Origin of the sequence: Candidatus Pantoea communis, from assembly GCF_011752685.1 — a bacterium.
GTDB lineage: Bacteria > Pseudomonadota > Gammaproteobacteria > Enterobacterales > Enterobacteriaceae > Pantoea > Pantoea communis.
This window is the reverse complement of sequence record NZ_VWXC01000004.1, coordinates 71763-97793: the sequence shown is the minus strand read 5'-3', so window position 1 is coordinate 97793 and position 26031 is coordinate 71763. Positions and strand designations below refer to the sequence as shown.

19 protein-coding genes are annotated in these 26031 nt (G+C 48.2%); 6 read left to right on the top strand and 13 right to left on the bottom strand.

Annotated features, from left to right (window positions below; genetic code table 11):
* Positions 1–8: 8 nt before the first annotated feature.
* Both epd and tkt read right to left on the bottom strand, forming a co-directional pair.
* A complete protein-coding gene (gene epd / locus F3J37_RS07680; protein ID WP_034823224.1) occupies positions 9–1028 on the bottom strand; it encodes an erythrose-4-phosphate dehydrogenase in 1020 nt (339 codons plus the stop codon).
* 353 nt (positions 1029–1381) lie between these two features.
* Positions 1382–3373, bottom strand: a complete 1992-nt coding sequence (tkt, locus tag F3J37_RS07675; RefSeq protein WP_166932859.1) for a transketolase — start codon at positions 3371–3373, stop codon at positions 1382–1384.
* 273 nt (positions 3374–3646) lie between these two features.
* On the opposite strand from tkt, the gene loiP reads away from it, so the two are divergent.
* Positions 3647–4402 carry a metalloprotease LoiP gene (loiP, locus tag F3J37_RS07670; protein WP_166932858.1) on the top strand — a complete coding sequence of 252 codons (756 nt, stop codon included), beginning with the start codon at positions 3647–3649 and terminating at the stop codon, positions 4400–4402.
* Between the two features lie 50 nt (positions 4403–4452).
* On the opposite strand, the gene F3J37_RS07665 is transcribed toward loiP, so the two are convergent.
* Both F3J37_RS07665 and speB read right to left on the bottom strand, forming a co-directional pair.
* Positions 4453–4863 carry a YidB family protein gene (locus tag F3J37_RS07665; protein ID WP_166932856.1) on the bottom strand — a complete coding sequence of 137 codons (411 nt, stop codon included), beginning with the start codon at positions 4861–4863 and terminating at the stop codon, positions 4453–4455.
* A gap of 783 nt (positions 4864–5646) precedes the next feature.
* Positions 5647–6567 carry an agmatinase gene (speB, locus tag F3J37_RS07660; RefSeq protein ID WP_034823229.1) on the bottom strand — a complete coding sequence of 307 codons (921 nt, stop codon included), beginning with the start codon at positions 6565–6567 and terminating at the stop codon, positions 5647–5649.
* A gap of 688 nt (positions 6568–7255) precedes the next feature.
* Here speB and F3J37_RS07655 point away from each other — a divergent pair.
* The 5 genes from F3J37_RS07655 to F3J37_RS07635 all read left to right on the top strand — a co-directional run bounded on the left by F3J37_RS07655 (position 7256) and on the right by F3J37_RS07635 (position 12663).
* The gene (locus F3J37_RS07655; protein WP_166932854.1) at positions 7256–8032 is read left to right on the top strand and encodes an ABC transporter permease; all 777 of its coding nucleotides are present in this window, start codon (positions 7256–7258) and stop codon (positions 8030–8032) included.
* On the top strand, positions 8029–8694 hold the full coding sequence (locus F3J37_RS07650; protein ID WP_166932852.1) for an ABC transporter ATP-binding protein: 666 nt from the start codon (positions 8029–8031) through the stop codon (positions 8692–8694). Before F3J37_RS07655 ends, F3J37_RS07650 begins: the two co-directional genes overlap by 4 nt.
* Before the next feature lie 84 nt (positions 8695–8778).
* On the top strand, positions 8779–9876 hold the full coding sequence (locus tag F3J37_RS07645) for a stealth family protein (RefSeq protein ID WP_166932850.1): 1098 nt from the start codon (positions 8779–8781) through the stop codon (positions 9874–9876).
* Between the two features lie 47 nt (positions 9877–9923).
* A complete protein-coding gene (locus F3J37_RS07640; protein WP_166932848.1) occupies positions 9924–11021 on the top strand; it encodes a glycosyltransferase family 4 protein in 1098 nt (365 codons plus the stop codon).
* 1 nt (position 11022) lies between these two features.
* Positions 11023–12663, top strand: a complete 1641-nt coding sequence (locus F3J37_RS07635; protein WP_166932846.1) for a stealth family protein — start codon at positions 11023–11025, stop codon at positions 12661–12663.
* A gap of 47 nt (positions 12664–12710) precedes the next feature.
* On the opposite strand, the gene F3J37_RS07630 is transcribed toward F3J37_RS07635, so the two are convergent.
* From F3J37_RS07630 to F3J37_RS07590, 9 genes are all read right to left on the bottom strand, one after another.
* A complete protein-coding gene (locus F3J37_RS07630) occupies positions 12711–13931 on the bottom strand; it encodes an accessory Sec system protein Asp2 (RefSeq protein ID WP_166932844.1) in 1221 nt (406 codons plus the stop codon).
* A gap of 33 nt (positions 13932–13964) precedes the next feature.
* Positions 13965–15209: a capsule polysaccharide biogenesis protein gene (locus tag F3J37_RS07625; protein WP_166932980.1), complete on the bottom strand. Its 1245-nt coding sequence runs from the start codon at positions 15207–15209 to the stop codon at positions 13965–13967.
* A gap of 39 nt (positions 15210–15248) precedes the next feature.
* Positions 15249–17276 carry a capsule polysaccharide biogenesis protein gene (locus tag F3J37_RS07620; protein ID WP_166932842.1) on the bottom strand — a complete coding sequence of 676 codons (2028 nt, stop codon included), beginning with the start codon at positions 17274–17276 and terminating at the stop codon, positions 15249–15251.
* 12 nt (positions 17277–17288) lie between these two features.
* Positions 17289–18968: a polysaccharide biosynthesis/export family protein gene (locus tag F3J37_RS07615; RefSeq protein ID WP_166932840.1), complete on the bottom strand. Its 1680-nt coding sequence runs from the start codon at positions 18966–18968 to the stop codon at positions 17289–17291.
* Between the two features lie 11 nt (positions 18969–18979).
* A complete protein-coding gene (locus F3J37_RS07610) occupies positions 18980–20128 on the bottom strand; it encodes a capsule biosynthesis protein (RefSeq protein WP_166932838.1) in 1149 nt (382 codons plus the stop codon).
* Positions 20129–20259: 131 nt separating this feature from the next.
* Complete coding sequence (locus tag F3J37_RS07605) at positions 20260–20439, bottom strand: hypothetical protein (RefSeq protein ID WP_166932837.1); 180 nt, start codon at positions 20437–20439, stop codon at positions 20260–20262.
* Positions 20440–21160: 721 nt separating this feature from the next.
* The gene (locus F3J37_RS07600) at positions 21161–22384 is read right to left on the bottom strand and encodes an HlyD family type I secretion periplasmic adaptor subunit (protein WP_370662128.1); all 1224 of its coding nucleotides are present in this window, start codon (positions 22382–22384) and stop codon (positions 21161–21163) included.
* The gene (locus F3J37_RS07595; protein ID WP_166932833.1) at positions 22384–24567 is read right to left on the bottom strand and encodes a type I secretion system permease/ATPase; all 2184 of its coding nucleotides are present in this window, start codon (positions 24565–24567) and stop codon (positions 22384–22386) included. The genes F3J37_RS07600 and F3J37_RS07595 overlap by 1 nt, the downstream gene beginning before the upstream one ends.
* Positions 24564–26018 (bottom strand): TolC family outer membrane protein, encoded by a 1455-nt coding sequence (locus tag F3J37_RS07590; RefSeq protein ID WP_034823255.1) that lies wholly within the window; start codon positions 26016–26018, stop codon positions 24564–24566. The genes F3J37_RS07595 and F3J37_RS07590 overlap by 4 nt, the downstream gene beginning before the upstream one ends.
* Positions 26019–26031: the final 13 nt, after the last annotated feature.

Below are 26031 nucleotides of genomic sequence, written 5' to 3'. Positions count from 1 at the left end.
TCCGCGTCTTACCTGAAACCGCTTGCGGCCATTGCTAACGTGGTGTCGATCATGCGGTTAGCAAAGCCCCATTCGTTGTCACACCAAACCAAGGTCTTGATGAGGTGATGACCACTGACCCGCGTTTGCGTGCCATCGACTATGGCACTGTGCGGATCATGGTTAAAATCTACTGAGACTAACGGTAATTCCGTATAGTCAACTATACCACGAAACGCCCCTTCTGACGCGTTTTGCAGCAACGCATTGACCTCACACGCCTTCACGGCTTCACGTACCGAAACGCTCAAATCAATGGCTGTCACGTTGATCGTGGGCACGCGCACAGCGATGGCTTCGAAGCGGTCATTAAATTTCGGAAAAATACGGGTAATGCCCGCAGCAAGACGCGTATCCACCGGAATGATCGATTGGCTGGCGGCACGGGTACGACGCAGATCGCTGTGATAGGCGTCAATCACCTGTTGGTCGTGCATTGCCGAGTGAATCGTGGTCACGGTGCCCGATTCAATACCGAAGGCGTCATCCAGCAACTTGATCACCGGAATAATGCAGTTGGTGGTGCAGGATGCGTTGGAGACAATGCGGTCAGTTTGTTTAAGAGCCTGTTCGTTTACGCCGAACACTACGGTGGCATCTAAATCGTTACCGCCCGGATGCGAGAACAATACCTTCTTCGCGCCCGCTTGCAGATGTGCTTCGCCATCTGCGCGGCTGCCGTACACGCCGGTGCAATCCAGCACGATATCGACGTTCAGTTCCTGCCATGGCAGTGCATCGATATCGGCCAGGTGCAGAATGCGAATGGTGTCGTCGCCCACGAACAGCTGATCGCGCTCCTGGCGCACATCCCAGGCAAAGCGGCCATGGCTGGTGTCATACTTCAGCAAATGCGCCATGCCGGTGGCTTCAGCCAGTTCGTTGATCGCCACCACGGTAATTTCAGCGCGGCGGCCGGTTTCATACAACGCACGCAGCACATTGCGTCCGATACGACCAAAACCATTAATTGCTATGCGAACGGTCATCTCACTTCCTGCAACAACAGCCAAAAAAACGTGCCAAATACCTTGAGCGTTTCGCTGCGTTTTGTACAGGGAATTATTGCCCGCTTAACGTTGCAAAATGATGCCACTCAATTGCAACTGAAACGGTTCAGCTAGAATAAAGCATGCGCGGAATAACAGGAATGATTGCGATCAATTGCGCTGCTGATTATTGGATCTACGTCACATATTTCGCACGTAAAAATTATTACTGCAGGAATAATTGAAGCGTTTCAGGTTGAAGGCGGGGTCTGAAATGAAAAAAGGTGCGCATAAAGCGCACCTTCGTTAGCGATCATCTAACCTGTCGGGCCGCCCTTGATGGCGACCGCTGATTACAGAATAGATTTCGCGATGTTCACCACGTTCTCAACGGTGAAGCCGAACTCTTTGAACAGCAACTCTGCCGGAGCAGACTCACCGAAGGTGGTCATGCCGACGATAGCGCCATTCAGGCCGGTGTATTTGAACCAGTAGTCCGCGATACCCGCTTCGATTGCCACACGCGCAGCAACTGCTTTCGGCAGTACAGATTCACGGTAAGCCGCGTCCTGCTTGTCGAAGGCATCGGTTGAAGGCATTGAAACAACGCGCACTTTGCGGCCTTCGCTGGTCAGCTTGTCATAAGCGGCAACCGCCAGTTCCACTTCTGAACCGGTAGCGATCAAGATTAGCTCTGGCGTACCTTCGCTGTCTTTCAGCACATAACCACCGCGTGCCACGTTTGCCAGCTGCTCAGCGGTACGATCCTGCTGCGCCAGGTTCTGACGAGAGAAGATCAGGGCTGATGGGCCGTCTACGCGCTCGATAGCGTATTTCCAGGCAACCGCAGACTCAACCTGGTCACATGGACGCCACAGGCTCATGTTTGGTGTTACGCGCAGGCTGGCCATCTGCTCAACCGGCTGGTGCGTTGGACCATCTTCACCCAGACCGATTGAATCGTGGGTATAAACCATGATCTGACGAATCTTCATCAGTGCAGCCATACGTGCCGCGTTACGCGCGTATTCTACGAACATCAGGAAGGTTGCGGTGTACGGCAGGAAACCACCGTGCAGCGCCAGGCCGTTAGCGATTGCGGTCATACCGAATTCGCGCACACCGTAATGGATGTAGTTACCGGCTGCATCTTCGTTGATTGGCTTAGAACCAGACCACATAGTCAGGTTGCTTGGCGCCAGGTCAGCCGATCCCCCCATGTATTCCGGCAGGATCTTACCGAAGGCTTCAATCGCGTTCTGAGAAGCTTTACGGCTGGCGATTTTAGCTGGGTTAGCCTGCAGCTGTTCGATGAACTTCTGCGACTCAGTTTCCCAGTTAGCTGGCAGCTCGTTGTTGGTACGACGCGTGAACTCTGCAGCCAGTTCAGGATGAGCAGCAGCATAAGCAGCGAACTTCTTATCCCATGCAGATTCTTTTGCCTGACCGGCTTCTTTCGCATCCCACTGCGCGTAGATGTCTGAAGGAATTTCAAACGGCGCGTGATTCCAGCCCAGCTGCTTACGGGTCAGTGCGATTTCGTCGTCGCCCAGCGGTGCGCCGTGCGAATCGTGGGTACCGGCTTTGTTCGGAGAACCGAAACCGATGATGGTTTTGCACATCAGCAGTGAAGGTTTGTCTGAAACCGCTTTGGCTTCTTCGACTGCTTTCTTGATGGCGTCGGCATCGTGGCCGTCTACGCCACGCACCACGTGCCAACCGTAAGCTTCGAAACGTGCTGCGGTGTCGTCGGTGAACCAGCCATCAACGTGACCGTCAATAGAGATGCCGTTGTCATCATAGAAGGCAACCAGTTTACCCAGTTTCAGGGTACCGGCGATGGAGCACACTTCGTGTGAGATGCCTTCCATCATGCAGCCGTCGCCCATGAACACGTAAGTGTTGTGGTCTACGATGTCATGGCCTGGACGGTTGAACTGTGCCGCTAAAGTGCGCTCAGCGATGGCGAAGCCGACTGCGTTAGCGATACCCTGGCCCAGTGGACCGGTGGTGGTTTCAACGCCAGCGGTGTAGCCGTATTCTGGGTGGCCTGGAGTTTTAGAGTGCAGCTGACGGAAGTTCTGCAGCTCGCTCATCGGCAGGTCATAACCGGTGAGGTGCAGCAGGCTATAAATCAGCATGGAGCCATGACCGTTAGACAGCACGAAGCGGTCACGATCTGCCCACAGCGGGTTAGTCGGATTGTGGTTCAGGAAGTCACGCCACAGCACTTCGGCGATGTCCGCCATGCCCATAGGGGCACCAGGATGTCCCGATTTGGCTTTTTGTACTGCATCCATACTTAACGCGCGAATGGCGTTGGCAAGCTCTTTACGAGAGGGCATCTTCTACTCCAGATCGGATTAATGCTCCGCCGCGCTTAACGTATTGTAATTAATCAGTTATCAGGCGAAGCGAGAAAAAGGTCGCACATCAATGTACATGAAAATCGGGGCAAAAGTACATGCGTCGACGTGCTAAATAGCGGGTAAACGGTTGCAATTCGGGGCTTGTCTGCTAGCCAGTGAACAGGATGCGCGCTATAACCAAAGCGTTTGAACACCGTTCTCAATTTCAGGTGTTTGTTTTCTCTACCTTGTTACGCAAAGGACCTCTCAATGAAAATCCGCGCCACAATTCTTGCTGTGGGAATCGCTTCGCTGCTGAGCGGCTGCGAAGGAATGGACAATAACGCGCTACTGCAATCCGGCGCGCAGGCCTATCAGGCTTATACGTTGAATGATTCACAAGTGAAGCAGCTAAGCGATCAGTCTTGTGCCCAGATGGACAAAGACAACCAGCTCGCACCTGCCAATAGTGAATATCAGCAGCGCCTGAACAAAATCGCCGCTGCGCTGGGCGATAACATCAATGGTGTGCCAGCCAACTACAAAGTCTATCTGACCAAAGATGTGAATGCGTGGGCGATGGCCAACGGCTGCATCCGCGTCTACAGCGGCTTGATGGATATGATGACGGACAACGAAGTGGAAGGCGTGCTCGGCCATGAAATGGGCCACGTTGCGCTCGGCCATACGCGCAAAGCGATGCAGGTTGCCTACGCCACCACGGCAGCACGCACCGCTGCGGCCTCGGTTGGCGGCGTGATTGGTCAACTGTCGCAATCCCAGCTGGGCGATCTAAGCGAGAAGCTGGTCAATGCGCAGTTCTCGCAGACTCAGGAATCGCAGGCAGATGATTACTCTTATGACCTGCTGAAAAAGCGCGGTATTAATCCACTTGGCTTAGCCACCAGTTTCGAGAAACTGGCGAAAATGCAGCAAGGCCAAACGAGTTCGATGTTCGATTCGCACCCGGATTCCGCAGCACGTGCACAGCACATCCGCGATCGTATTGCGGCAGATGGCAAATAATCGGCCATAAAAAGGAGCGCCATGTGCGCTCCTCTCTTCAGCTTCAACAGCTAGCGCTTAAACAGGTCATCCACCATCGAACCCAAATCCATTTGGTTGTTGTGCAGACTCTGCTCATCCAGCTGACCTTGCGGCGACATCTTATCGATCAGCTGCGGCAACAGCGCCGCCAGCGTGCCAGATGCACCATTCACATCGGTGCCCAGCTTATCGGCCAGCGACTGCAACTCCTCCTGCCCGAAAGCACCCTGAATCTCACCGCCGCCGACCTGCTGATTGCCGCCAGTACCGATCCACGAACCCAGCACCTCGCCAAGCCCGCCTTGTTGAAACTTCTGCAGCAGCACTTCGATACCGCCCTGCTCCTGCACCCAATTCCAGATCGCCTGCAACTGACCCAACTGATTGCCCTGACCGTTGCCGTTCCCCAGCGAACCTACTAATTCATCCAGAAAGCCCATGGTGACCTCCAAAGATTCTCTAACCGTAATTAACGAAGCGATTAATGACGTACGCATCAAAGTATAGCCACGCGCAGCCGATAACGAATTGTCACCGTTAAGTTGTTGAGCCGTTGATGCGAGAAGCGTGACAATGGTCTGAACTCGCCAGACGAGGCCATGTCATAGTGAGCATGGTCTACACTGACCGTTAGTTTTCAGGCGATATCAGAGAGAGTCACCGGAGCACTACATACTATGTTGACCATTCTGATTATTCTCGCCGTCGTTATTGCGATTGTGCTGATTGGCGCGTATCTGGTGATACGTTCCGCAGCCAAAGATGTGAATGACGATTACTAGGAACCGGGGACGTCGAGGGCAATGGATCGCCCCATCAGCTATCACCCTTTCTTAATCACTCCGCGCCGCTCAAAACAAATCCCAACCCACTTCACAGATTGACATCATTGCTATCAATGCGCGTTGAGAATGGACGATAAAAATCTGTAGACGAATTCGTGCGAAGAATGAGAAAGCAGAAACGTGATGAGAAAGCTCAGAAGCGATGAATGCCCCTGGATGGATGATTCTGAATTAGCGGGCGAAGCAAGATTTCTGTCATAAATAAGATGTAGCGTGGTTCAAAGACTCTGACAGGAGCCACATATGCTGACAATTATCATCATTAGCGCAGTGACGTTATTAGCGGTTGCCGGATTCGCCGTAGTGCGTTCAGCCAGCAACGATATCAACAACAACTATTAAGTTGAGGACAAGGCCATCGCCTTGCCCTCATCTGGATTAACCTTTATTTGCAGCCTGCACGTGCAGCATATCCAGCGCCAGCGTAGCAGCCGCCAGTGAAGTCAAATCAGCGTGGTCATAACCCGGTGCCACTTCCACCAGATCCATCCCGACGATGTTCATACCCTGTAAGCCACGAATCAACTTGGTAGCTTTATCGCTGGTCAGTCCGCCGATCACTGGCGTGCCAGTGCCCGGTGCGTGCGCCGGATCCAGACAGTCGATATCAAAGGTCAGATACACCGGCAGATCGCCCACGGTGCGTTTCACTTCAGCCAGAATATCATCGACGCTGCGGTCATTAACCTGTGCTGCATCCAGCACGTTGAAGCCAAGGCTCTTGTCGAACTCAGTACGGATACCAATCTGCACCGAATGATTCGGATCGATCAGACCTTCTTTCGGCGCGGTGAAGAACATAGTGCCGTGGTCGAAGGTTGGACCGTTAGAGTAGGTATCAGTGTGCGCATCAAAGTGCACCAGTGCCATCTTACCGAAGTGTTTGGCGTGGGCGCGCAACAGCGGCAGCGTAACGTAGTGGTCACCCCCAAAAGTCAGCATACGCTTACCGTTTGCCAGCAACTTCTCAGCGTGAGCCTGCAGTTTGTCAGAGAGATCCTGTGAATCACCGAATGCGTAAACGAGGTCACCGCAATCCACCACGTTCAGGCGCTGACGCAGGTCAAAATCCCACGGCCAGCGGCAACCTTCCCATGCGAGATTAGTAGAGATCTGACGAATCGCGCCCGGCCCTAAACGGCTGCCCGGACGACCTGAAGTTGCGGCATCGAAAGGTACACCAGTGATCACCCACTCAGCATCGCTGTCGTAAGGCTGGAAGTTCACCGGGAAGCGCATGAAACCGAAGGCGTTAGAAACCAGGGAGTTATCGTACTGATTGCCCAGGGTGTTATACATAACTTGTCCTCTTTAGATCCGTGAGTCGGTTGGCCACTAAGGTATAGATGAAAAAAATCCCCTCCGCGTCGTTAAGCCCGACGAGGAAGGGATTTGTTGTGCGTGATTATCGCGAAGAATCAGGCGACCTGCAATCGTCACCTTTCAAATGTAACAACTACTACTTTTTGTAAAATTCAGTGGATTGTCTCGTGAATGAATTGATTAGCAGTGTTGATTTCATGATGCAGTGTAAGGTCAAGAACAGAAACACACCTAAGCATTAAAGTCATTATATTCAGTAAGTTGAGTTAAAGCAGGCGCAATAATTAGTTCAATAGGCCTTACAGATAATTTGCAAAATATTAATAGACGAAAACGTTTAGGATTATTTCGACATGATCTGTAACTTACGTCGTCAATATTAGGGAAAATTCTTACAGACAAGCAGGGATCGACTGTTCAAGTGGATGGATCCATATCAACGACAAACCATCTAATTGTTCAAAATGGCATCACGCCTTTCGTGTATTCATAAGCTCTAATCTTTTGAATTTGCGTAAAATATGCTGATTAATTCAGCTCCCCCGTCTGAAAAAACTATAAACCTCCCCCCTACACCGCCCGTAGTACGTCCAGTGCATTGGTAGCTGTTAAGCCAGGGGCGGTAGCGTGTAAAAATCCCACCCAATTCAAATGAGTTAAATCAATGGCCAGAAGTGGATTTGAAGTCCAGCAAGCAGCCGTTAAGGCCTTGTTTTTGCGTGAAATACGCACCCGATTTGGTAAGTTTCGCTTGGGTTATTTTTGGGCAATTCTTGAGCCGTCTGCGCATTTACTGGTGCTGCTGGGCATATTTGGTTTCATCATGCACCGCACCATGCCGGACATCTCGTTCCCGGTATTTCTGCTGAACGGCATTATCCCGTACTTTATTTTCAGTAATATTACAAACCGCTCAGTCGGTGCGATTGAAGCTAACCAAGGGCTGTTTAATTACCGTCCGGTAAAGCCGATCGACACCATTATTGCCCGCGCACTGCTTGAGACGTTGATTTACGCAGCAGTGTACATCCTGCTGATGTTGGTGGTTTGGATGGCTGGCGAGTACTTTGCGATTACAAATCTTCTGCAACTCGTTGCGACATGGGTTCTGCTAATTCTATTTTCTTGCGGGATTGGGCTCATCTTTATGGTGGTTGGTAGAACATTTGCTGAAACGCAAAAGTTTTTACCGATACTGCTTAAACCTTTGTATTTCATCTCTGGAATAATGTTTCCGCTACATTCCATTCCAAAAGACTATTGGCCTTATCTCCTGTGGAACCCGATCATACACGCAGTAGAACTCAGTCGGGAATCGGTAATGCCTGGATATATAAGTGAAGGTGTCAGCCTTACGTATTTGGCACTCTGTACGCTCATTACTGGTTTTCTTGGCCTGGCGTTATACCGTACTCGCGAAGAGGCAATGCTGACCTCATGATTAAGATTGAAAACTTAACCAAATCATACCGGACGCCACAAGGTCGCCATTACGTATTTAAAGATCTGAATATTGAGATACCAAGCGGTAAAAGTGTGGCGCTTATTGGCCGAAATGGCGCGGGAAAATCAACTCTACTTCGGATGATTGGCGGTATTGACCGCCCAGACAGTGGCTTGATTACAACTGATAAAACTATTTCATGGCCAGTGGGGCTTTCGGGTGGATTTCAGGGTAGCTTAACGGGTCGAGAAAATGTTAAGTTTGTAGCGCGTCTCTATTCGAGAAAAGATGAATTACAAGAAAAAGTTGCATATGTGGAGGAGTTTGCCGAGTTAGGAAAATACTTCGATATGCCGATAAAATCGTACTCTTCAGGAATGAAGTCCCGTTTAGGGTTCGGATTAAGCATGGCTTTTAGATTCGATTATTACTTGGTAGATGAAATTACAGCAGTTGGTGATGCTAGATTTAAAAAAAAATGTTCAAATATTTTTAAAAATAAAAGCTTAGAATCCAATTTACTGATGGTTTCACACAGTTTAGATTCACTAAAAGAATTTTGTGATGTAGCATTACTGTTTCAAGATAACAACATACTATCGTTTTATGAAAGCATAGATGAAGCCATAAAAGCTTATAAAAGCGAGCAGATGATCTAATCCTAATATTCAGTAGAGTGAGAAACATAAAGCTTGAATTTTCATTTCAATAAAAATCGACATAAAAAACAACTTGGAACATTCATGAAATTAAAGAAAATAAAAAAATTCTTCAGAAGCCCTGGAGTGTTTTTTCGTGATTACTTCAACAAGAACTACCCAATAATCAGAAATGAAATAAAATGCCCAGAAATTGAAGAAGCAATATTGATTGAACATGATTTACAAATGGAAAGTTTGATCGATACGACTATTCCAATAGACATTGTATTTACTTGGGTAGATGACGCTGATAAAAAATGGCAAATAAAAAACAAAAAAAATCGAGACCTAGCTGATAAAGAAAATACTAGTAATTATGCTTTTGACTCATCCAGATTCAGTAACCACGATGAATTACGTCATTCAATAAAAAGTATTGAATATCATTTGCCATGGGTTAACAAAATTTATATAGTAACTGATGAACAAATACCCTCTTGGTTGAGCAATAATGAAAAAATAAAAATCATTGACCATAAGGAAATTATTAATGAAGAATATCTCCCTACATTTAATTCTCATGTAATTGAGGCACACCTTCACAAAATACCAGATCTCTCTGAACATTTCATTTACTTTAATGACGATGTTTTTGTAGCGCGTCCTTTAACGGCATCTCATTTTTTTAAAAGCAATGGAATCGCTTCATTATTTTTATCACAAAAAAGTCTATCTGCAATGAAACTAAGGGGTACGAGCACATCTACTTTATCAGCCTCTACGCGCTCCGCAATTATTCTCAAGAAAGATTTTGGCATGTCGATTGACACGCCATTGGTACACACTTACGTCCCATTAAGAAAAAGTTATTTTGAGAAAGCGTGGGATTTATACAGTGATGAAATAAAGGAATTCTTACCCAATAAGTTCAGATCCAACAACGATCTAAATTTAGCTACATTTTTTGTCCCATGGTTATCATACCTAAATGGGGTTTCTTATCCCGCAAGAGACATTTGTTACTATTTTAATATTAGATCAGCCTCAGCAAAATCAAATTTCAAAGCATTAAAAAATGGAAAAATTAACAACTGTCTTCCTCATTCTTTTTGTGCAAATGACTTCCATACAGAGAGTAATCGTTTGCAAAACTGTAACCACCAGTTAAAAGAAGAACTTGATGTTTTTTTCAAGGATTAAAACAGGGAAGCTATTATTTTAGCTCAAAAGGGAGTTATAAAATCATCATGAATATATTACATGTAATAACCCATGGCGGGTGGGCTGGTTCAGAATCTATTGCCGCTGCCATTGCAAATGAACAAGCTAAAAATGGTCATAAAGTTACGGTGGTGTTAAGACAAAATAAAGAATTTAGCAAAAAAGTTATTGAGTCAAACTTTGAAGATTCTATTAAAATATTTTGGACAGCACAATCAGAAACACATCCCAGCAACCAAATCAATTCATTATTAAAAGACGATAACTTTGTCAATGCCGTTAACGAACTAAATGTTTTACATGCTCATCTACCATATGGTTGCTTAATGGGTGACATGCTAAAGCATAAGCTATCTCTTAACTTTTTAATTTTTGTTTCCATGCATGTTAGATTCCACCCTTTATATGAGTTAGCTGATAAAATATTTACAGTTGCTAAATGGCAAATAGAAGAAATCCCAAAAAAACATCAAGAAAAAGCTCACACAATTGAGAATTTCCTATTTATAAAGGAAATTGATACTCAAAAGAAAATTAAATTATTTATGAGAAAACATCACTTAAATGACAAAGAAAAATATATTTTCTTTCTTGGTCGACTTGATTTAGTTAAAGGCCCTGACATATTAATAAGAGCATTTAACAGATTGAGACCAGCAGGGTATAAATTGGTATTAATCGGGGATGGTCCCGAAATGAGTGCTTTGAGAAAAATATCCTCCAAAGAAATAATATTTGCAGGGAAGATCACTGATGCTGCTTGCTTATTAAAATTAGCTGATATTACAGTTGTACCATCTAGATTCGAATCATTTGGACTGGCACTTCTTGAAGCAGTTAACGCAAACACCCGTATAATTGCCAGTAACATACCTTCCTTCACGGATATATTAAGTGATGACAAATTATTATATGAAAATGAAAATGTAAATTCACTATCACTTAAAATTAAAGAATATATTGAAAACCCCAATTTAGGATATGCTGACAAATTAATACTTGAGAAATACAGCATTTCGAATTCATATGAAAAACTAGAATCGATATACTTAGATCAAATCAGCAATACTGAAAAAAAATCAAATCATTTAGAATCCTCTGAGCATAAAATGGAAGTTGCCTGATATGAATAAGTTGAAACGAAAAACAAGGAAATTTTTAAAAAACCCACGATTATTTTTTAATGACATGAAAACATTTAAAATCTTTAAAAAAAAGATGGGTATTCCTGTAGAAGAGAGTATTAATACACACAGTATTTCAAGTCGTATTAAATTGAATACAAAAACCACAAGTGCCAATGATAAATATCTTCACGAAAGAAAGAAAATCGGTTCCATTCTAAAGGAAACGCCTTTTTCAACATTAAGAGAAGACCACATTACGCCTCACAACCAAGAGATGAACTTTTATAAAACACTTGATGAAGCTGGAATTAACTACCATAAAATCTCTTTACCATGGAAGCACATCACTCGAATTGCAATACAAGATTCATATATAAATAACGTAATTTCCTTAATTGAAAAAAACAGTAACTTCACCAAGAAACCTTACATTGTTAAAGGCACTAACAGATTCGATCTGGTTAAAATTTATTTTCATGATGAAACCTTCGTATATAAGAGTAACATTATTCAATTAGACCCATGGTATATGTCTCCAAGTGGGACTTTAACAAGAAATAAAAACAATCTACTCCAATTCATTCCTAAAGCGCATATAAACAAAAGTGTTCACTCTTTTTATCCAGTCAGATTAAACAGAAACGAAAATGATATTGATCAATTAAATGACATGGTTAAAATTGATTCATTTTTATTTGATGAATATAGCGAACCAATTGATTTGGTATATACTTGGGTCAATGATACCGACCCAGAGTGGCGAGCAAAAAAAACTATCTTTAGCAATGAGGATGCATTAAGTGATGAAACAAGATTTATAGAATATGAACAATTACGTTATTCTTTAAGAAGCGCTGCTTATTATGCTAAATTCATCCGAAATATTTTCATAGTAACTGACAACCAAATACCTTACTGGTTAGATACTGATAATGAAAAGATAAAAGTGATAAATCATACAGATATCTTCCCTAATGATTCTGCTCTACCCGTATTTAACTCGGTTGCCATTGAGTCTTGGATACATAAAATTCCAGGTTTGTCTGAAAATTTCATTTATGCTAATGATGATTATTTTTTTGGTTCACCAGTAACAAAAGATCATTTCATTCATTCTAATGGCATCGCTAAACTATTCCTTGAAAGTATCCCTAACGCTTATGGAGAAATTTTCGAGGACAGCGAATCAACAACAAAGATATCATTATTCACCGCAATGAGCTTTTATAATAAATATAATAAATGGCCATCATTCTGGCCTTTGCATGTTCCAATGATTAAAAACATTAACTTGCTAGAAAAAATGGAAGGCGAATTTAGTGAACTCATTCATAAAACCGGATTTTCAAGGTTTAGGGAGGCCGAAACCATATCACCACTCTATTTAATGTCAGCTTATTATTCCTTTGAAAAGGGTCGCTCAGTTCAATCTTCAATTTCTTATGAATATATAAGCACTGACGATCCTATTTTAGAAGAAAAATTAGATAACTTGCAAAAAAAATTAAAGTCTGGGAAGTGTTCGGTTTTCTGTATCAACGATCACAGAACTGTTTCCGCGCATCAAGTTGAGAAGGTAGTGAGATTTATGTGTACTGCATATCCGATTGCAGCGGAATGGGAAATAGATTTTAATTAAATCTTAGAATTGGTTGGATGGTGATAAAAGTCACCATCCAGATTTCATTAATTCTTATAAAGAAAAACACTTCCATCTTTGGCGAATATTTTCATCCCTTCCCCTTCGGCGAGTAATTTATTGTTCATATGAGCATCGATTGTAAGATTATTTTTCTTAGTGATCCCTTGGCATGTAACAACTAATTCAATCTCATATTCTCCGCTTGCCACTATATCTATATTGAAGCCAGAATGAGTAGGTGAACAAAACCATCCTTTATCATAGTTAACAAATGTTCCGTCATACAAAGCACGCGTAAGATATGGCATGTGAGCTTTTGCGAGATCTATCTCAATAATGTTATCATTTGAACTTAGAATCATTTTAACTTTTAAATCTTTGTGATTTTCACATGATATACCACGTAATACAGAAAGTCCCTCCGGATAAAACCTCCCCTTATCAATCCTAATCTTTTTCAAAACTGTTAGCGGTTTCGCCGAAGGGTTTTCTGGTAACCTTAATTCATCTCCACCCAGTTCACAATAACCAAATCTTGGTACAGCTCCTTGAGCAATGGAGTAAAAAACCCCTAAAAGTAAAGGTAAGTTGTGGACGGTAACTTGATTGTGGGCTCTGACCAGTATCGACTTTGATAGAAGGTAGTTAAAGTTATCATATTTTATAAACTTTGATAAATTAGGGCTAACCTCACTCTTAAATTGGTCATCAGCTTCGGAAGTTAATAAGTATATGTTTTTTTGTAGTTCCTTATCATCATCTATTGTATCAGGCAATAAATTATTTAAAGTGTTCACATATTCTTCTGAAATACCGTTCATCATATGATTTGCTACAGCGGGCCAGTTTTTCTTTACATATGAACCGATATAGAATTGAGGCACCGTAGAAACTATATTTTTATAATTATACTTCACACCATAATATATTGCCGCCGTTCCTCCTTTCGAAAAACCAGCAACTGTGCATTGACTTTTCATTAAATTAAGACTATTCAATGTTTCATCTATGAAAATATTTATGGCTTTTTCAATTTTAAAATCCATTCCTAAGCAAGTATAATAGGTGCAGTGTCCTTCGAAATCATCTTTTATCCACAATATACTAGCGGGGCAGTCCATTAATGCATTTTCAAAATCATATGTGAACTCCCCTGAGCTTCCAAACCCTGAAAAAATCACAATCAAGTGTTGAGTATCATATTTCCTTGGTTTTATTTTGAATTTTATTTCAACATCGTTAATGAATTTAATTTGTTCAATCATAAAAAATCTCAATATAAACCAATATGCATAATGTTAAAACTTAGATAGCTTTAACATTGGAAAGTTTAAAGCATTGAGCTCTGCGTTATCTAAATCCCAACCACCTACACTATAATAAACCGCATTAACCTGCGTATTCTCTTGCAGGTAACCACGAAACTTCTTAAACAACTTCATATCCGGCTTAAAATCCGCCGTCCAGAACTGATTAAGATGCCCTTGATAGGTCAATCCCTTCACATCGTACAGCGCGTTCCCCATCACCTTTAATGGCTTGTTGTGGATCAGCGCTGAAATCCCAGCCGTGCTGTTAATCGTGATTGCAGCTTTAGCATGGGTTATTAACTCAGGCATGGGCACGTCATGCACATAAATCACCCGGTTCTTTACGCCGTACTCTTTGCTGAGTTTATTGATCAGCGGGCCATATAAACGGTGTCCGCGATCCATCGGATGATGTTTAATTACCAGGAACTCGTTACGTGGTGCCTTCTTAGAGAATGAGAAGATCACTTCATTAATATAGTCGCGCACATCCTCATACGGGCTATGGTAACGAATCTGGCTGTCGTTATAGACTTGCAGAATGGCGAGGAAATAACGTTGATCCAGACTGTTCTGCAAATGTGATAGCACATTACGTTGACGCCAGCCGTACCACTGCTTGCGCCAGTAGGCTCGGATCCAGCACTGTGCCTCATACCACGGCGAGAAGGATTTGTGGTGTCGATACTCGTGGAACTCATGCCGATAGCGCCAACCCACAAGGTAATACCAGGTAGCGTGGCCGATCCTTTTCATGGCTGAGGGCTTAAGCTTCTCAACTTCCATTGGCGGCATTTCTGGCAGACGGCGATAGAACTCAGGATCGCGCGGCAGTGATGAGAACGCATTGACCCCGCCCTCTTCTACCGTAATAAAGTGCGGGCGCAAGTAGCCTTCTTCAAACGCGAGGAAACGTATCCCTTTGGCTTGCGCCCAGCGCCTGGCAGCCTGATGCATAGGACGGCAATCGCCAAAGCAAAGAATCGTGTCGAAATCGTATTCTTTATGCGTATCGCGCAGCCATGATGGAAATTCTTTTGGAGTTTTCAGGTAAGGCAAATATTTACGCTGGCGACAGTAAAAACGATCCCCACCGTTAAATATTACATTAACAGCTTCACGCTCCAGTGATTCGAGCCATGTGGCCAGATCATTGAAGAACGGCCCCATCGGCCCCTGTAATAGCAGATACTTTTTCCCAGACAGCAGCATCTTTAAAGCGTTACTGTGCATCATCAACCTTCTTTTTTGTTATTTTATGAATCGGTTTTCCTAACCGAATTTAACCTTAAAAAACATCAACATCTTGCGATAATGCCTAACGAGGTAACACGCTTTCTTCTTATTGATAAACATCTGTCCACGCGGTGCGTGAATCAAGAACTCTGCCGCTTCTTCCGCGCTGATTGCTGCTAAACGCAGCGGATGGATATACGTCGGATAAGCAATCAACGCCTGGTAGATCACATCCGCAAGCCCCAACTTGCGTTTGCGCCTTGCACAGACATGCTCATCATTGGTTAACCCCCATCCGGCATAAAATGGCAGGCCATAGCAATGCACTTGCTTGCCATGCAACAGCGCTTCAAAGCCGGAGAGTGAAGTCATGGTATGCAGTTCATCTGCCTTCTGGATGCACTGAATAACATCAGCATCCAGCGCCTGATAGTCCGCCAGTTGCGCCACCACTTCCGCTGGGATATCCCCTTTGCGATTGCCTACCAGTACATCAGGGTGCGGCTTATAAACGATGAAGGCATCGGGATTACGCTCACGAACCGTGCGCAGTAATGACAGATTGGTGTTGATGGAAAGCGTACCCGTTTGAATTGAGGCGTCATCTTCAACCTGGCCAGGCACCAGTAGAATCCGCTTACCCTGCGAACCTTGCGGCAGGGCAAAATCCGCCCCCAAGTTGTATTTGCTTAGTTTGCTCTGGACCAAACGCTGATGCAGTTTTTCGGCACGCTGCTGCTGCGCCAACGTCAGTTCGCTGTGGTTTAGCATCACTTCGAGATCGCTGGTGCGCGTGGCGTCGTAATAGATGCCGCGCTTATCCAGCACCAATGAAAGTGGCGGTAACAAGTCAGAACCCAAACCTGAAGAACGCAGGAAACCATCTTCCATCCGCCACAGCGGCAGCTGACGTAATTTCGCCTTCTCCTGCCAGCGCTGCTCACCTCGCACTCCCCACACCACACAGGCCGTGGCTGCACGGCAATGGCGGGAAAAACTCAGCTTATTGGCGGTGGTATGTAAAAACGGTTTGAGGATGGTGGATTTCCACAGCGTTAATCCTGGAGCCCATAAATGTCCACTGCGCTGCTGCTGATGACGTCGCTGTAACTGCATCCAGCCCAACACATCAAATAGAGTTGCGGCTCCACCTGTCAACGGATCGATATACCGGCTGTAACGCAGATAGGCGGCGGCAAACAACTCTTCCAACGTTGAGCTTCCACGACGCTGGCGAAGTTGCTCCGCCTGTGGATGGCGATCGTCAGTTAACCCCCATCCTGCATACCAGGGCTGGCCAAAGCAGGTCACTAGCTTACCTGCCATCAAAGCTTCGAAACCATATTGCGAAGTCATCACATATACGCGTGAGACATGCCGCAGCAACGATTGCGGGCTGACGTTGTCCGCCATCAAATGTACGCGATGCGTCGATTGCAGCTGATGGTAGTATCCGGCTTTTTTACCCTCTAACACATCAGGATGGACCTTCACCCAAATGGTCGATGACGGGTTTTCTTTTATCGCCGCATCCAGCATCGCTACAAAATCATCTGGCCCGGCGTTACCGTATGTCACTGACATATCGCCAAAGGTCTGATCCACCACCAGCACTAAGTTACTGGTCAGGCTCTCCCCGGCGATGAATGCCGGAGCCTGGTTATATTTGGAAAGGTCTTCCGTAACGATGGTGTGGATCGCTTCTTTCGCTTCTGCGGCTAATGCCTGATTGTCTTCGCGTTGGTGGATCAAACGCTCCAGCGCACTCGGTCGGCTGGCATCGTAATAGATCCCTTCATCATCCAGCACCATTGAGAGTGGCGGAGCCCCGCTTACCCCCAAATCTAGCGAGCGGATAAAACCATCTTCGAGACGGAGAATTGATTTACCCGCCGCCTGTGCTAATTCCACCGGCTTGCGTGCGCTAGGGCGATGGCCCCACACCGCGACAGTATCAATCTCAGCGGGTATAGGACGCATCGGAGAAAGCTTCTGACACGGCTGTGCCAGAAAATTGTCCAGATGCGGAATACGCCAAATACCTGATGAGAAAATACCAATCATGTCTCTTTATCCTTAGATCGACAGAATCACTTTCGCACCCACCGCCAGCTGGTAGAGGATGGTGGAAATACCACGTGTGACTTCGATGTTCTTCGATTCGTACTTCGGCAGTACCATCAGTTCGTCGCCTGGGTTCAGCGTGTCAACATCTTCACCGTTCTCGGCTGCACCGTTCTGACGAATCACCACAATCTTGGCGTTACCCGATTTCTGCGTCAGACCACCACATTTCTCGATGTAATCTTTCGGGCTCATGCCTTTTTCCCAGCTCACTGCGTTCGGGAACAGCACTTCGCCATGCACCATAACCAGCGAGGTTTTCTGCGGGATGTTAATCACGTCGCCATCTTCCAGCAGAATCGAATCGAGGTTCTTCTCGTTGAGGATCACTTCACCCTTCGGCACCACGTTGCGCGCTTTGTTGACGAAGCGGCTGATCAGCTGAGCTTCCTGCATGCGCAGGCTGGCTTCTTCTTTGGTGGAGGATTGGGCAGAGAGCGAGGCTTCTTCCAGTTTCTGCAGGGACAGATCCAGCATCTCTTTCTGACGCTGCGCCACAGAAGGACGGTAAAGCTGGATAGCACTCATTTCAGACATGCTGTTGGTGCGGATCTTCGCTAACACCGCACGCATGCTCGAACCGTATGGCAGCACCATCGCGTGTTCGCCAGAGTGCGCACCTTCGACGCGAACCTGAATGGTGCCGGCATAGCGATCGGTGCTGACAATCAGCGTATCGCCATCTTGCAACATGCGGCCCGGCGCAGAACTGATCGGGTAATACTCACTACGTTTTTGCAAGCCCTGCTGGCGGATAATAGTGATGTTAGTGGCGCCTGGCTTAGCACGCGCCCAGCTCAGCGCTTCCGTCACCGGAATGCTGCTGTCGCGGAATTCAAAGTCATAGCTGTTGAACACATCACCCTGCACGCTAAAGGTGTGCTGACGCGGCCCCACCACGATGGTGTCACCATCGGCAAACTGTGACAGACCCAGCTTGCCGTTGAGCAAGAAGTCATACAGGTTGATGCTGGAACGCACGCGGTTGCCACGCATCACCACGATATCGACATAACTGCCGCGATCGGGATCGACGCCGCCCGCTTTAATCAGGTAGTTGAGCAGGGAATCAGAGGTCACACCGCCATATAGTCCAGGGCTGCGCACAAAACCGGTCACGTAAACCTTCACCGGCTGCGCCTGCAGCAGCGAGGCGTACACACTGACGTTAGCCTGATAAACCTCTTTTACTTTGCTGGTCACTAACGCATTCAGCTGACTGTTGCTCACGCCCGCGACTTTTACCGGCCCCACATTCGGCAGGAAGATATTGCCTTTCGGATCAACCTGCAGAGCGCCATCAAAAGTAAACGCGCCCCACAAGCGTACCTGAATGCTGTCGCCAGGATTGAGCACATAGCCGGGGTTGAAACCGACCGTGGCACCGCTATCGGCGCTGGTGCCGTTAAACAGCTGTGCGCCAAACATGCGGCTCATCATCGCCGGTGCTACCGGGCGCGGGGTGTTATCAAACCCATCGCTGCTCTGCACCTGACTACTCTGCTGGCCAGTGAGGAACGAAGGCAACGGTGCCGCACCGGTCAGATTCGGATCGGCATTAATATCCAGCGCAGCACTGGCGGTGGTGGTTTGCCATGCGGCAAGCAGTAACAGTGACTTCAATAATTTCATGACGAACTCAATTAATCCCGGTGATCTTCAATAACGGCTAACAGCAATTTCAGCGTGCCGAACAATAAGCAGCACACCAGCAACCAGCAGGCGATCAAATAAGGGATATTGGGGAATGTGGATTCCTGCGGCTGCTGCGGTGAACTGATCACCGACAAGACTTTCAGCTTACGTGCCGCTTCCACGCGGGTTTTCTCAATCGAAGTCAGCGCCAGCTTGTACAACTCGGTATCAAACGCTACCTTCGATTTAATCTCTTCAAAATCCACCGCCATACGGTTCAGCTTGTGGCCCTGCGGCGCGGTGATTTTGCTTTTTTCAGCGTCAATCTGCGCTTGTAAGGAGGAGATCGCGTTTTGCGCACTCACCACCTGCGGCGCGTCATCACGCAGATAGGTCAGCAGGTTACGCAGATCGGCTTCCATCTGGATCTTTTGACCCATCAGGGTATTGACCAGGGTGCTGGCGGCAAGAGCCTGCGCTTCCGGGTCCAGCACGTTGTTGCTGTTCTGGTAAGCGAGCAATTCACTTTTGCTGGCATCCAGTCGAACGCGTGCTTTCTCCATTTCCGCTTCAGCAAACGAGAGCTGATCGCGTGCAATCCGGTGCGACAGTTCGTTGATAAAGCGCTCGGATTCTTTCAACACGGCCTGGTTAAACTTCAGCGCAAATTCTGGGCTGAAGCCTTGCGTCTGGATATCCAGCAGGCCGGTTTTGTCGTCGTAAGCAATGCTGATACGGTCGCGGTAATACTGCAGGAAGCGTTCGGCAGTCTCTTCCTTCGCCAGATGGTTGAGGAAATCCAACCCGCTATGGCTAAAGGCTTCATGGAAGTCGAGTTGCTTATCCAGCACCCGTAACATGTCAGGTGAATTGATGTACTCCTTGAGGTAGAGCGCATCTTCGGCGGAACTGGGATTAGAGGCACCCAGCAACAAGCCAAAATTAAGACTACTGCTGGTGAGATCGTCCGAACGTTTTATCGCGACTTTGGATTCGCTCATATAGCGCGGCTGGCTGAAGATCACGAGATAGATCAGCAGCAGCGCCATCGGCAGCAGAATGATAATTTTCGCCAGGTGCTTCTGGATTTCCGCCAGTGAAATGGCAGGAAAACGCGAACGCATCGTGGATGCGGCGGACTTCACTTTCATCAACATGTAACAGTCATCAATTATTGTTGGGGTGCCCAAACTACAATTCGGGTTTGGCAATAATTCTCACACCCACTTCTCCATGGTCAGCCGAAAATTTGTACGAGGCTGGTTATTTTTATTCAGTCAACAGGTAATCAAAAGCGCAGGGACTCAGAGGTTCTGCACCCTATTTGCGGATTCTTAGATTCGATTGGGTCATGCTGAGAGTTGAGGCTAAGCGCTGGGTGCCACTCAACCAACACGGTAGAAACTGAAGGGATAAATCCCGGCAAAATGCTGCCGCTTTGCTGCTCCTGAAAAACAACCTGCTTCATGTCAGTTCCTTTGCATGATGTATCTGGCAAATGCTCTCGCTACGCTTCCATACAACGGACGCGTAGCTAAATTGCATTAAAGATTTTGCTCTATCCCTTGAAAAACCTCATCGCGCCATCTTTATCAGTGGCGAGCCAAAGCGTGCGCATAGGCATCCGCTTAACGGGTAGTGAGGTAAGCTCTTTTTATTATTTTTCACTGCGACGCTCACAGCACAATCTGAGGTGAGCAAGGGATAGAAATTCGACACTCTATGTAACATACAGCAACAGGCGGCACAAGAATTTTAAGCATATTCTTATTGAACCCTTACCTATTCAGCGGTCAATTCTTAACCATAAAAAAGCACCTACTGGTATAAAACGCTTTAATTCATCTGGTTAACGAAGGTTTAAGTCAAATCCTCAACACGCTTCACTAATTCGCACTAAAATTTTCTAAAAATGTCAAAAAGCTTCCAGTAATTACCATTGCAACCCATCAGGTCAAAGAAAACCGAGAAAACCTCCTGAGAATGGCCTTGGTTAGCTGCATCCTTTCAGCATTAGATTTGGCGAACAGGTTAGCGCTGATACTGGATAAAAAATGACATCGTCTTGCAAAATGGCACCGGTTCACACACCAATAAAACATAAATTTCATTTAAGTCATCCACTCACAGACACAAAAAAGCCACCGTTGACTCCTCAACGGTGGCCCTTAAACATCGAGATTGTGCGATTAGCGTTCGCGCATCGCCTCTTTGGCTTTATTAAACGGTTTCACCAGATAATCCATGATGGTCTTCTCGCCGGTCTTGATATCGACAGTAGAAACCATCCCCGGACTGATCGAGTAGCGCTTACCGGCTTTGTTCTGCACGTAGTCGTTATCAGTGCGGATAAACACGCGATAGTAGTAAATCTCCGGCTTCACCTCATCCTGGATAGTATCCGGTGAAATGCTTTCCACCACGCCGTTCATGCCACCATAAATCGCGTAGTCATAGGCCGAGATCTTCACCACCGCACGCTGGCCGGGATGGATAAAAGCAATATCACGCGGTGACAGGCGCGCCTCAATCAGCAGGCGGTCGTTGAGTGGCACGATGTTCATCAGTTCACCGTTGGGAGGAATCACCCCGCCGACGGTGGAGACTTTGATGTTTTTCACGATGCCGTTCATCGGCGCACGGATGGTCAGGCGCGTCACCGTATCTTCGCGCCCTTTAATCACCTCAGCCAGGCTGTCCGCTTCGGCACTGGCTTTCGCCAACTCCTCACGCGCCTGCACATAGTATTGCGAGCGCATGTCGGTGAGTTTCAGCTCCAGATCCGATTTATCGCGCTGCAAACGCAGCACTTCAACGCTACTGGCGGCACCCGTTTTGGCCAGCTTTTGTGTGATCGCCAATTCCTTGTTTGCCAACGCCAGCGACTCGTTGAACTGCTTCGTCGAGTCAGCAAGCTGAGCGCGTTTGGTTTTGTACAACCGCGTCTCGGAGGCAATCAAATCAGGATAAGCCTTGAGTTCATTGGGGAACGTAAGGGGGTCGTCGTTGACCTCGGCTCTCAGGCGCGAGGCCGCTGCCAGTGCCGCACGATAACGCGCCGCACTTTCACCCACGCTGGATTGCGAGCGCGTGGCATCAAGACGTGCCACCACCTGCCCCGCTTTCACCCGATCGCCTTCGTGCACATAAAGCTCGGTAAGGATGCCGCCTTCTAAGGATTGCAGCACCTGGTCACGTGAGCTCGGGATCACTTTGCCCGTGCCGGTTGAGACTTCATCCAGTACGCCAAACCAGGCCCACACCAGCGATATCAGGATCAACGCGGCGCTGATGGTGATCAGCCTGACCGCACCGGTGTAGTGGGTCTCAGATTTCAGCTCCCCCAACAGATCGTCAGAGGAATCGACTTCTGCCGCGGTGACCAGTCGCAGTTTGCCGGGAAGTTGCTTCATCATGGACGCACCTCCGGTGAGTTACCGCCGGCACGCGGTGGCGGCAACGCATTCTCTTTCGGGCTGTCCATCACCAGTTGCCCATCTTTCAGCACCAGCACGCGATCCACCAGCGCAAGGATCGCCGCACGGTGCGTCGCCACGATCAGCGTGCGGCCATTCAGCCACGCGCCCAGACGTTCGATGAACTCCTTCTCGGTATGATCATCCAGCGCCGCCGTGGGTTCATCCAGCAGGATAATGTTGGGATCGCGCAACAGCATGCGAGCCAATAGTACCGACTGGCGCTGGCCGCCTGATAAGCCTACCCCGCCTTCCATCACCGGATGATCGAGACCGAGTGGCAAGCGACGAATGAAATCCGCCCCGCCGCTGACCGTTAATGCACCGAAGATGGCATCGTCAGTCGCGTGGGCCGCGCCCATGGTGAGGTTTTCACGCAGCGTGCCGTGGAACAGGCGTGCGTTTTGCGTCATCAAACCTACGTTGCGGCGCACATCCGACACATCAATATGCGGCAAGCTGAGGTTATCCAGACGCAGTTCACCGCCCACCAGATCCATGCCGCCGATCATCGCTTGCAACAAGGTTGACTTGCCCGAACCGTTGCGACCCAGCACGGCAATCCGTTCACCCGGTTTGATAGTCAGGCTTTTGATGCGCAGCGCGATGGTGAGTGAATCGGTGTAGTAGCGGAACATCGCATCATTGAACTGATAATGACCAAACAGCACCGGACAATGGATGCGCGTCTCATCTTTACTGTTCTCCACCGGCAGATTCATCAATGCATCCAGACTGCCTTTGGCGGCTTTCACCTGCTGCCAGCGAGCCAGCACCCCACACAACGTCGCCATGGGGGCAATCATGCGTGAAGAGAGCAACGAAGCCGCAACAATCGCACCGGTGGTGATATCACCGTTGATCACCATCGGCGCACCGACCACGATCACGCTGGCATACACCAGCCCCTGCACCGTGACACCCCAGCTGATCAGCGAATGCATCACTTTGCGCATCTCCACACCGGATTGCGCCGTAATGCGAATGTAGCTGTTCCACTGTTGCAGGAAACGGTCTTCCGCCTGCATCAGCTTGATGTCCTCCAGCCCCTGCACACTCTCCACCAGCACCGCATTACGCAGCGTCGATTCCTTCAGATTTTGCTGCGCCAGCTTTGACAACTTCTTCTGGCTGAGAATGCCGGGCAGCACCATCAGGATCACCGCAATCGGCGCAATCCACGCCAGCTGTGGCGCAATGATCGCCATCACCAGCATAAACAGCAGGAAGAACGGCATATCAACAATGGCGGAAACGGTGGTTGAGGTCACCATTTCGCGGATCGATTCCAGCTCGCGCAGCTGCGAAATAAAGGTACCGGTGGAGCGCGGCACTGCACTGTTACGCAGCCGCAGCGCATGACCAAACACGCGATCCGAAACACGCATATCGGCACGCTTACCCAGCAGGTCAGTGACATGATCGCGCCCAACACGCAGGATGTAGGTGAACACCACGGAGATAATCACCCCAATATAGAGGACATACAGCGTGGGATAGGATTGCGCCGGAATCACGCGGTCATACACCTGCATCGAGAAGATAATGCCGACCATCGCTAGCAGGTTGAGCAGGAAGGATCCCAGCATCACGTGGCCATAAGGCCGCAGATCATGCAGCACCAAACGCCGCAGCCAGTCCGGCTTTACCGTTGCCAGATAGCGATCGACGCGGCTGTCTTTGGCGGCGGTGACCGGACGTAATGCGGCGGCAAAACGAATCTCCGGCAGCAGCGTTTCCAGCACAACGGGCGCCGGTTGCTCATCTCCCGAAAAGTGCACGCGCACTTCATCTTCACCATCAAAGTGGGTGATGACACCGACCTGTCCGTCGGCCAGCTCCACTGCCAGCGGCAGACGCCAGCTGGTGATTTCCCACTTGTTCTCTTCGTACAGCTGGAGGGATAACCCCGCCTGACGCGCTAAATGGCGCAGCGCTTTGTCGCGCGTCTGTTTACCCTGCCATTCGGCGGCGGCCATAATCATGCCCGGAGAGCAGGGCAAACGATAATGGGTGGCGATCTGGATGATCGCCGTCGCCCATCCATTTAACGGAACGTGACCGTCGGCACCACTGCTGGTATCACCGTTGGGGGCATCGGGAATTTGTAATTGGGTCATGGCTGGATCTCCACATTCTGGATCCGCTGATTATTCAAAGCGAACGCCGATCGGATATGCCCGGTGCTGTATAAGCAGTCGAGTTGCAACGATCGTAATTGACTGATGGTTTGCTGCAGGGTGAAACGGGTCTGGAACACTTCCTGCTCGGCGTTCAGCACGTCCAGCAGCGGACGGGTGCCGAGTTGCAGATACTGATCCTGATAGAGCTGCTGGGTTTTCTCACCCAGCGTCTGTTGCCGCCCCATAATCGCCAGACTCTGCGACAAGCTAAGGGCTGCACTTTGCGATTCACTGAGTTGCTGCCGTGCTTTCAGGCGCGCGGAGTTGACGGCCGCGTTGGCCGCTTGCAAGGCGTTGGCAGCGGCGTCACGGGCGGCAGTGATCCCGCCTCCCTGATAGATCGGCATCTCCACTTTGACGAAGGCCTGATACTGAGTGCGATCGAGCGTTTCACTGCCGGAGTAGTGATTGTTGAGGTAGTGCGTGACCTGGGGTTCCAGCGAAATCGTTGGCAGGTTCTGCGCGTTAGCATTATCCAGTTTTGCCTGTGCCTGATTGGCCTGTGCCCATGCCGACAGCACTGCCGGGTTGAGTTTGTCATCCGCTTTACCCACCGCGCAGGAGCGCGTCAGGTTCACCGGAAAATCTTCATTCACTTTCTTCACCAGCGGCCAACCGAGATAGGTCGCCAACGTGGCACGCCAGCGATCGAGGTTGGCCTGATACTGAATCAGCGTGGTGCGCGCCCCTTCAATACGCGCATCAGTTTGCGTGGCATCGGAGAGCGAAGCCGCGCCTTCATCATTTCGCTGACGGGCCAGATCGCCAATTTTGCTCAGTGCATCGAGCTGCTGCTGGGCAATCTTCACCAGTTGCTGATAGCCCTGCACTTCCACCAGCGCGGAGGCCGTGTCATGTGCCACCGTATCAATACTCACCAGCACGTTGGCTTGTTCCATCGCCACGCCAGCTTCAGCGGATCGCACCGAACTGCTGACTTTGCCAAAGTCATACAACATCTGCGAAACCGATAACACAAACGATGGGCTGAACCCCTTCTCGGTATAGGCATTGCTGTAGCCGTTGTTCATCCCGCCGCTGATCTGCGGATAATATTTGGCTTTCGCCACATCCACCTGGTTGGCCTGTTCCAGCATTTTCCCCACCGCCTGCGCGATATCCGGATGCCACTGAATGGCACGCTGTACGGCCTGGTTAATCGTGAGTGAATCCGGGACGTGAGCCAATGCGGGTTCGGCCACTTCACCGGTTAATGACGGCAGATCCTGCTGCTGTTGCGCCAGGCCTGCGGAGGTGATTCGGCTGGCCGAGGTGAGCGCATCACTGGCAGCCATGAGTTGTGAACAATGAAATAAAGCGATGCCCGCACAGAAGACGCTGAGCTTAGAGTAACGGCGAGTTGGAGCGCCTGATTGCATCAAATCCATCGATAATCCACCA

What these genes read in the sequence shown, in the direction of transcription:
- epd (WP_034823224.1), bottom strand. Translation starts at nt 1,028, where the DNA reads ATGACCGTTCGCATAGCAATTAATGGTTTTGGTCGTATCGGACGCAAT.
- tkt (WP_166932859.1), bottom strand. Translation starts at nt 3,373, where the DNA reads ATGCCCTCTCGTAAAGAGCTTGCCAACGCCATTCGCGCGTTAAGTATG.
- loiP (WP_166932858.1), top strand. Translation starts at nt 3,647, where the DNA reads ATGAAAATCCGCGCCACAATTCTTGCTGTGGGAATCGCTTCGCTGCTG.
- F3J37_RS07665 (WP_166932856.1), bottom strand. Translation starts at nt 4,863, where the DNA reads ATGGGCTTTCTGGATGAATTAGTAGGTTCGCTGGGGAACGGCAACGGT.
- speB (WP_034823229.1), bottom strand. Translation starts at nt 6,567, where the DNA reads ATGTATAACACCCTGGGCAATCAGTACGATAACTCCCTGGTTTCTAAC.
- F3J37_RS07655 (WP_166932854.1), top strand. Translation starts at nt 7,256, where the DNA reads ATGGCCAGAAGTGGATTTGAAGTCCAGCAAGCAGCCGTTAAGGCCTTG.
- F3J37_RS07650 (WP_166932852.1), top strand. Translation starts at nt 8,029, where the DNA reads ATGATTAAGATTGAAAACTTAACCAAATCATACCGGACGCCACAAGGT.
- F3J37_RS07645 (WP_166932850.1), top strand. Translation starts at nt 8,779, where the DNA reads ATGAAATTAAAGAAAATAAAAAAATTCTTCAGAAGCCCTGGAGTGTTT.
- F3J37_RS07640 (WP_166932848.1), top strand. Translation starts at nt 9,924, where the DNA reads ATGAATATATTACATGTAATAACCCATGGCGGGTGGGCTGGTTCAGAA.
- F3J37_RS07635 (WP_166932846.1), top strand. Translation starts at nt 11,023, where the DNA reads ATGAATAAGTTGAAACGAAAAACAAGGAAATTTTTAAAAAACCCACGA.
- F3J37_RS07630 (WP_166932844.1), bottom strand. Translation starts at nt 13,931, where the DNA reads ATGATTGAACAAATTAAATTCATTAACGATGTTGAAATAAAATTCAAA.
- F3J37_RS07625 (WP_166932980.1), bottom strand. Translation starts at nt 15,209, where the DNA reads ATGCACAGTAACGCTTTAAAGATGCTGCTGTCTGGGAAAAAGTATCTG.
- F3J37_RS07620 (WP_166932842.1), bottom strand. Translation starts at nt 17,276, where the DNA reads ATGATTGGTATTTTCTCATCAGGTATTTGGCGTATTCCGCATCTGGAC.
- F3J37_RS07615 (WP_166932840.1), bottom strand. Translation starts at nt 18,968, where the DNA reads ATGAAATTATTGAAGTCACTGTTACTGCTTGCCGCATGGCAAACCACC.
- F3J37_RS07610 (WP_166932838.1), bottom strand. Translation starts at nt 20,128, where the DNA reads ATGTTGATGAAAGTGAAGTCCGCCGCATCCACGATGCGTTCGCGTTTT.
- F3J37_RS07605 (WP_166932837.1), bottom strand. Translation starts at nt 20,439, where the DNA reads ATGAAGCAGGTTGTTTTTCAGGAGCAGCAAAGCGGCAGCATTTTGCCG.
- F3J37_RS07600 (WP_370662128.1), bottom strand. Translation starts at nt 22,384, where the DNA reads ATGAAGCAACTTCCCGGCAAACTGCGACTGGTCACCGCGGCAGAAGTC.
- F3J37_RS07595 (WP_166932833.1), bottom strand. Translation starts at nt 24,567, where the DNA reads ATGACCCAATTACAAATTCCCGATGCCCCCAACGGTGATACCAGCAGT.
- F3J37_RS07590 (WP_034823255.1), bottom strand. Translation starts at nt 26,018, where the DNA reads ATGGATTTGATGCAATCAGGCGCTCCAACTCGCCGTTACTCTAAGCTC.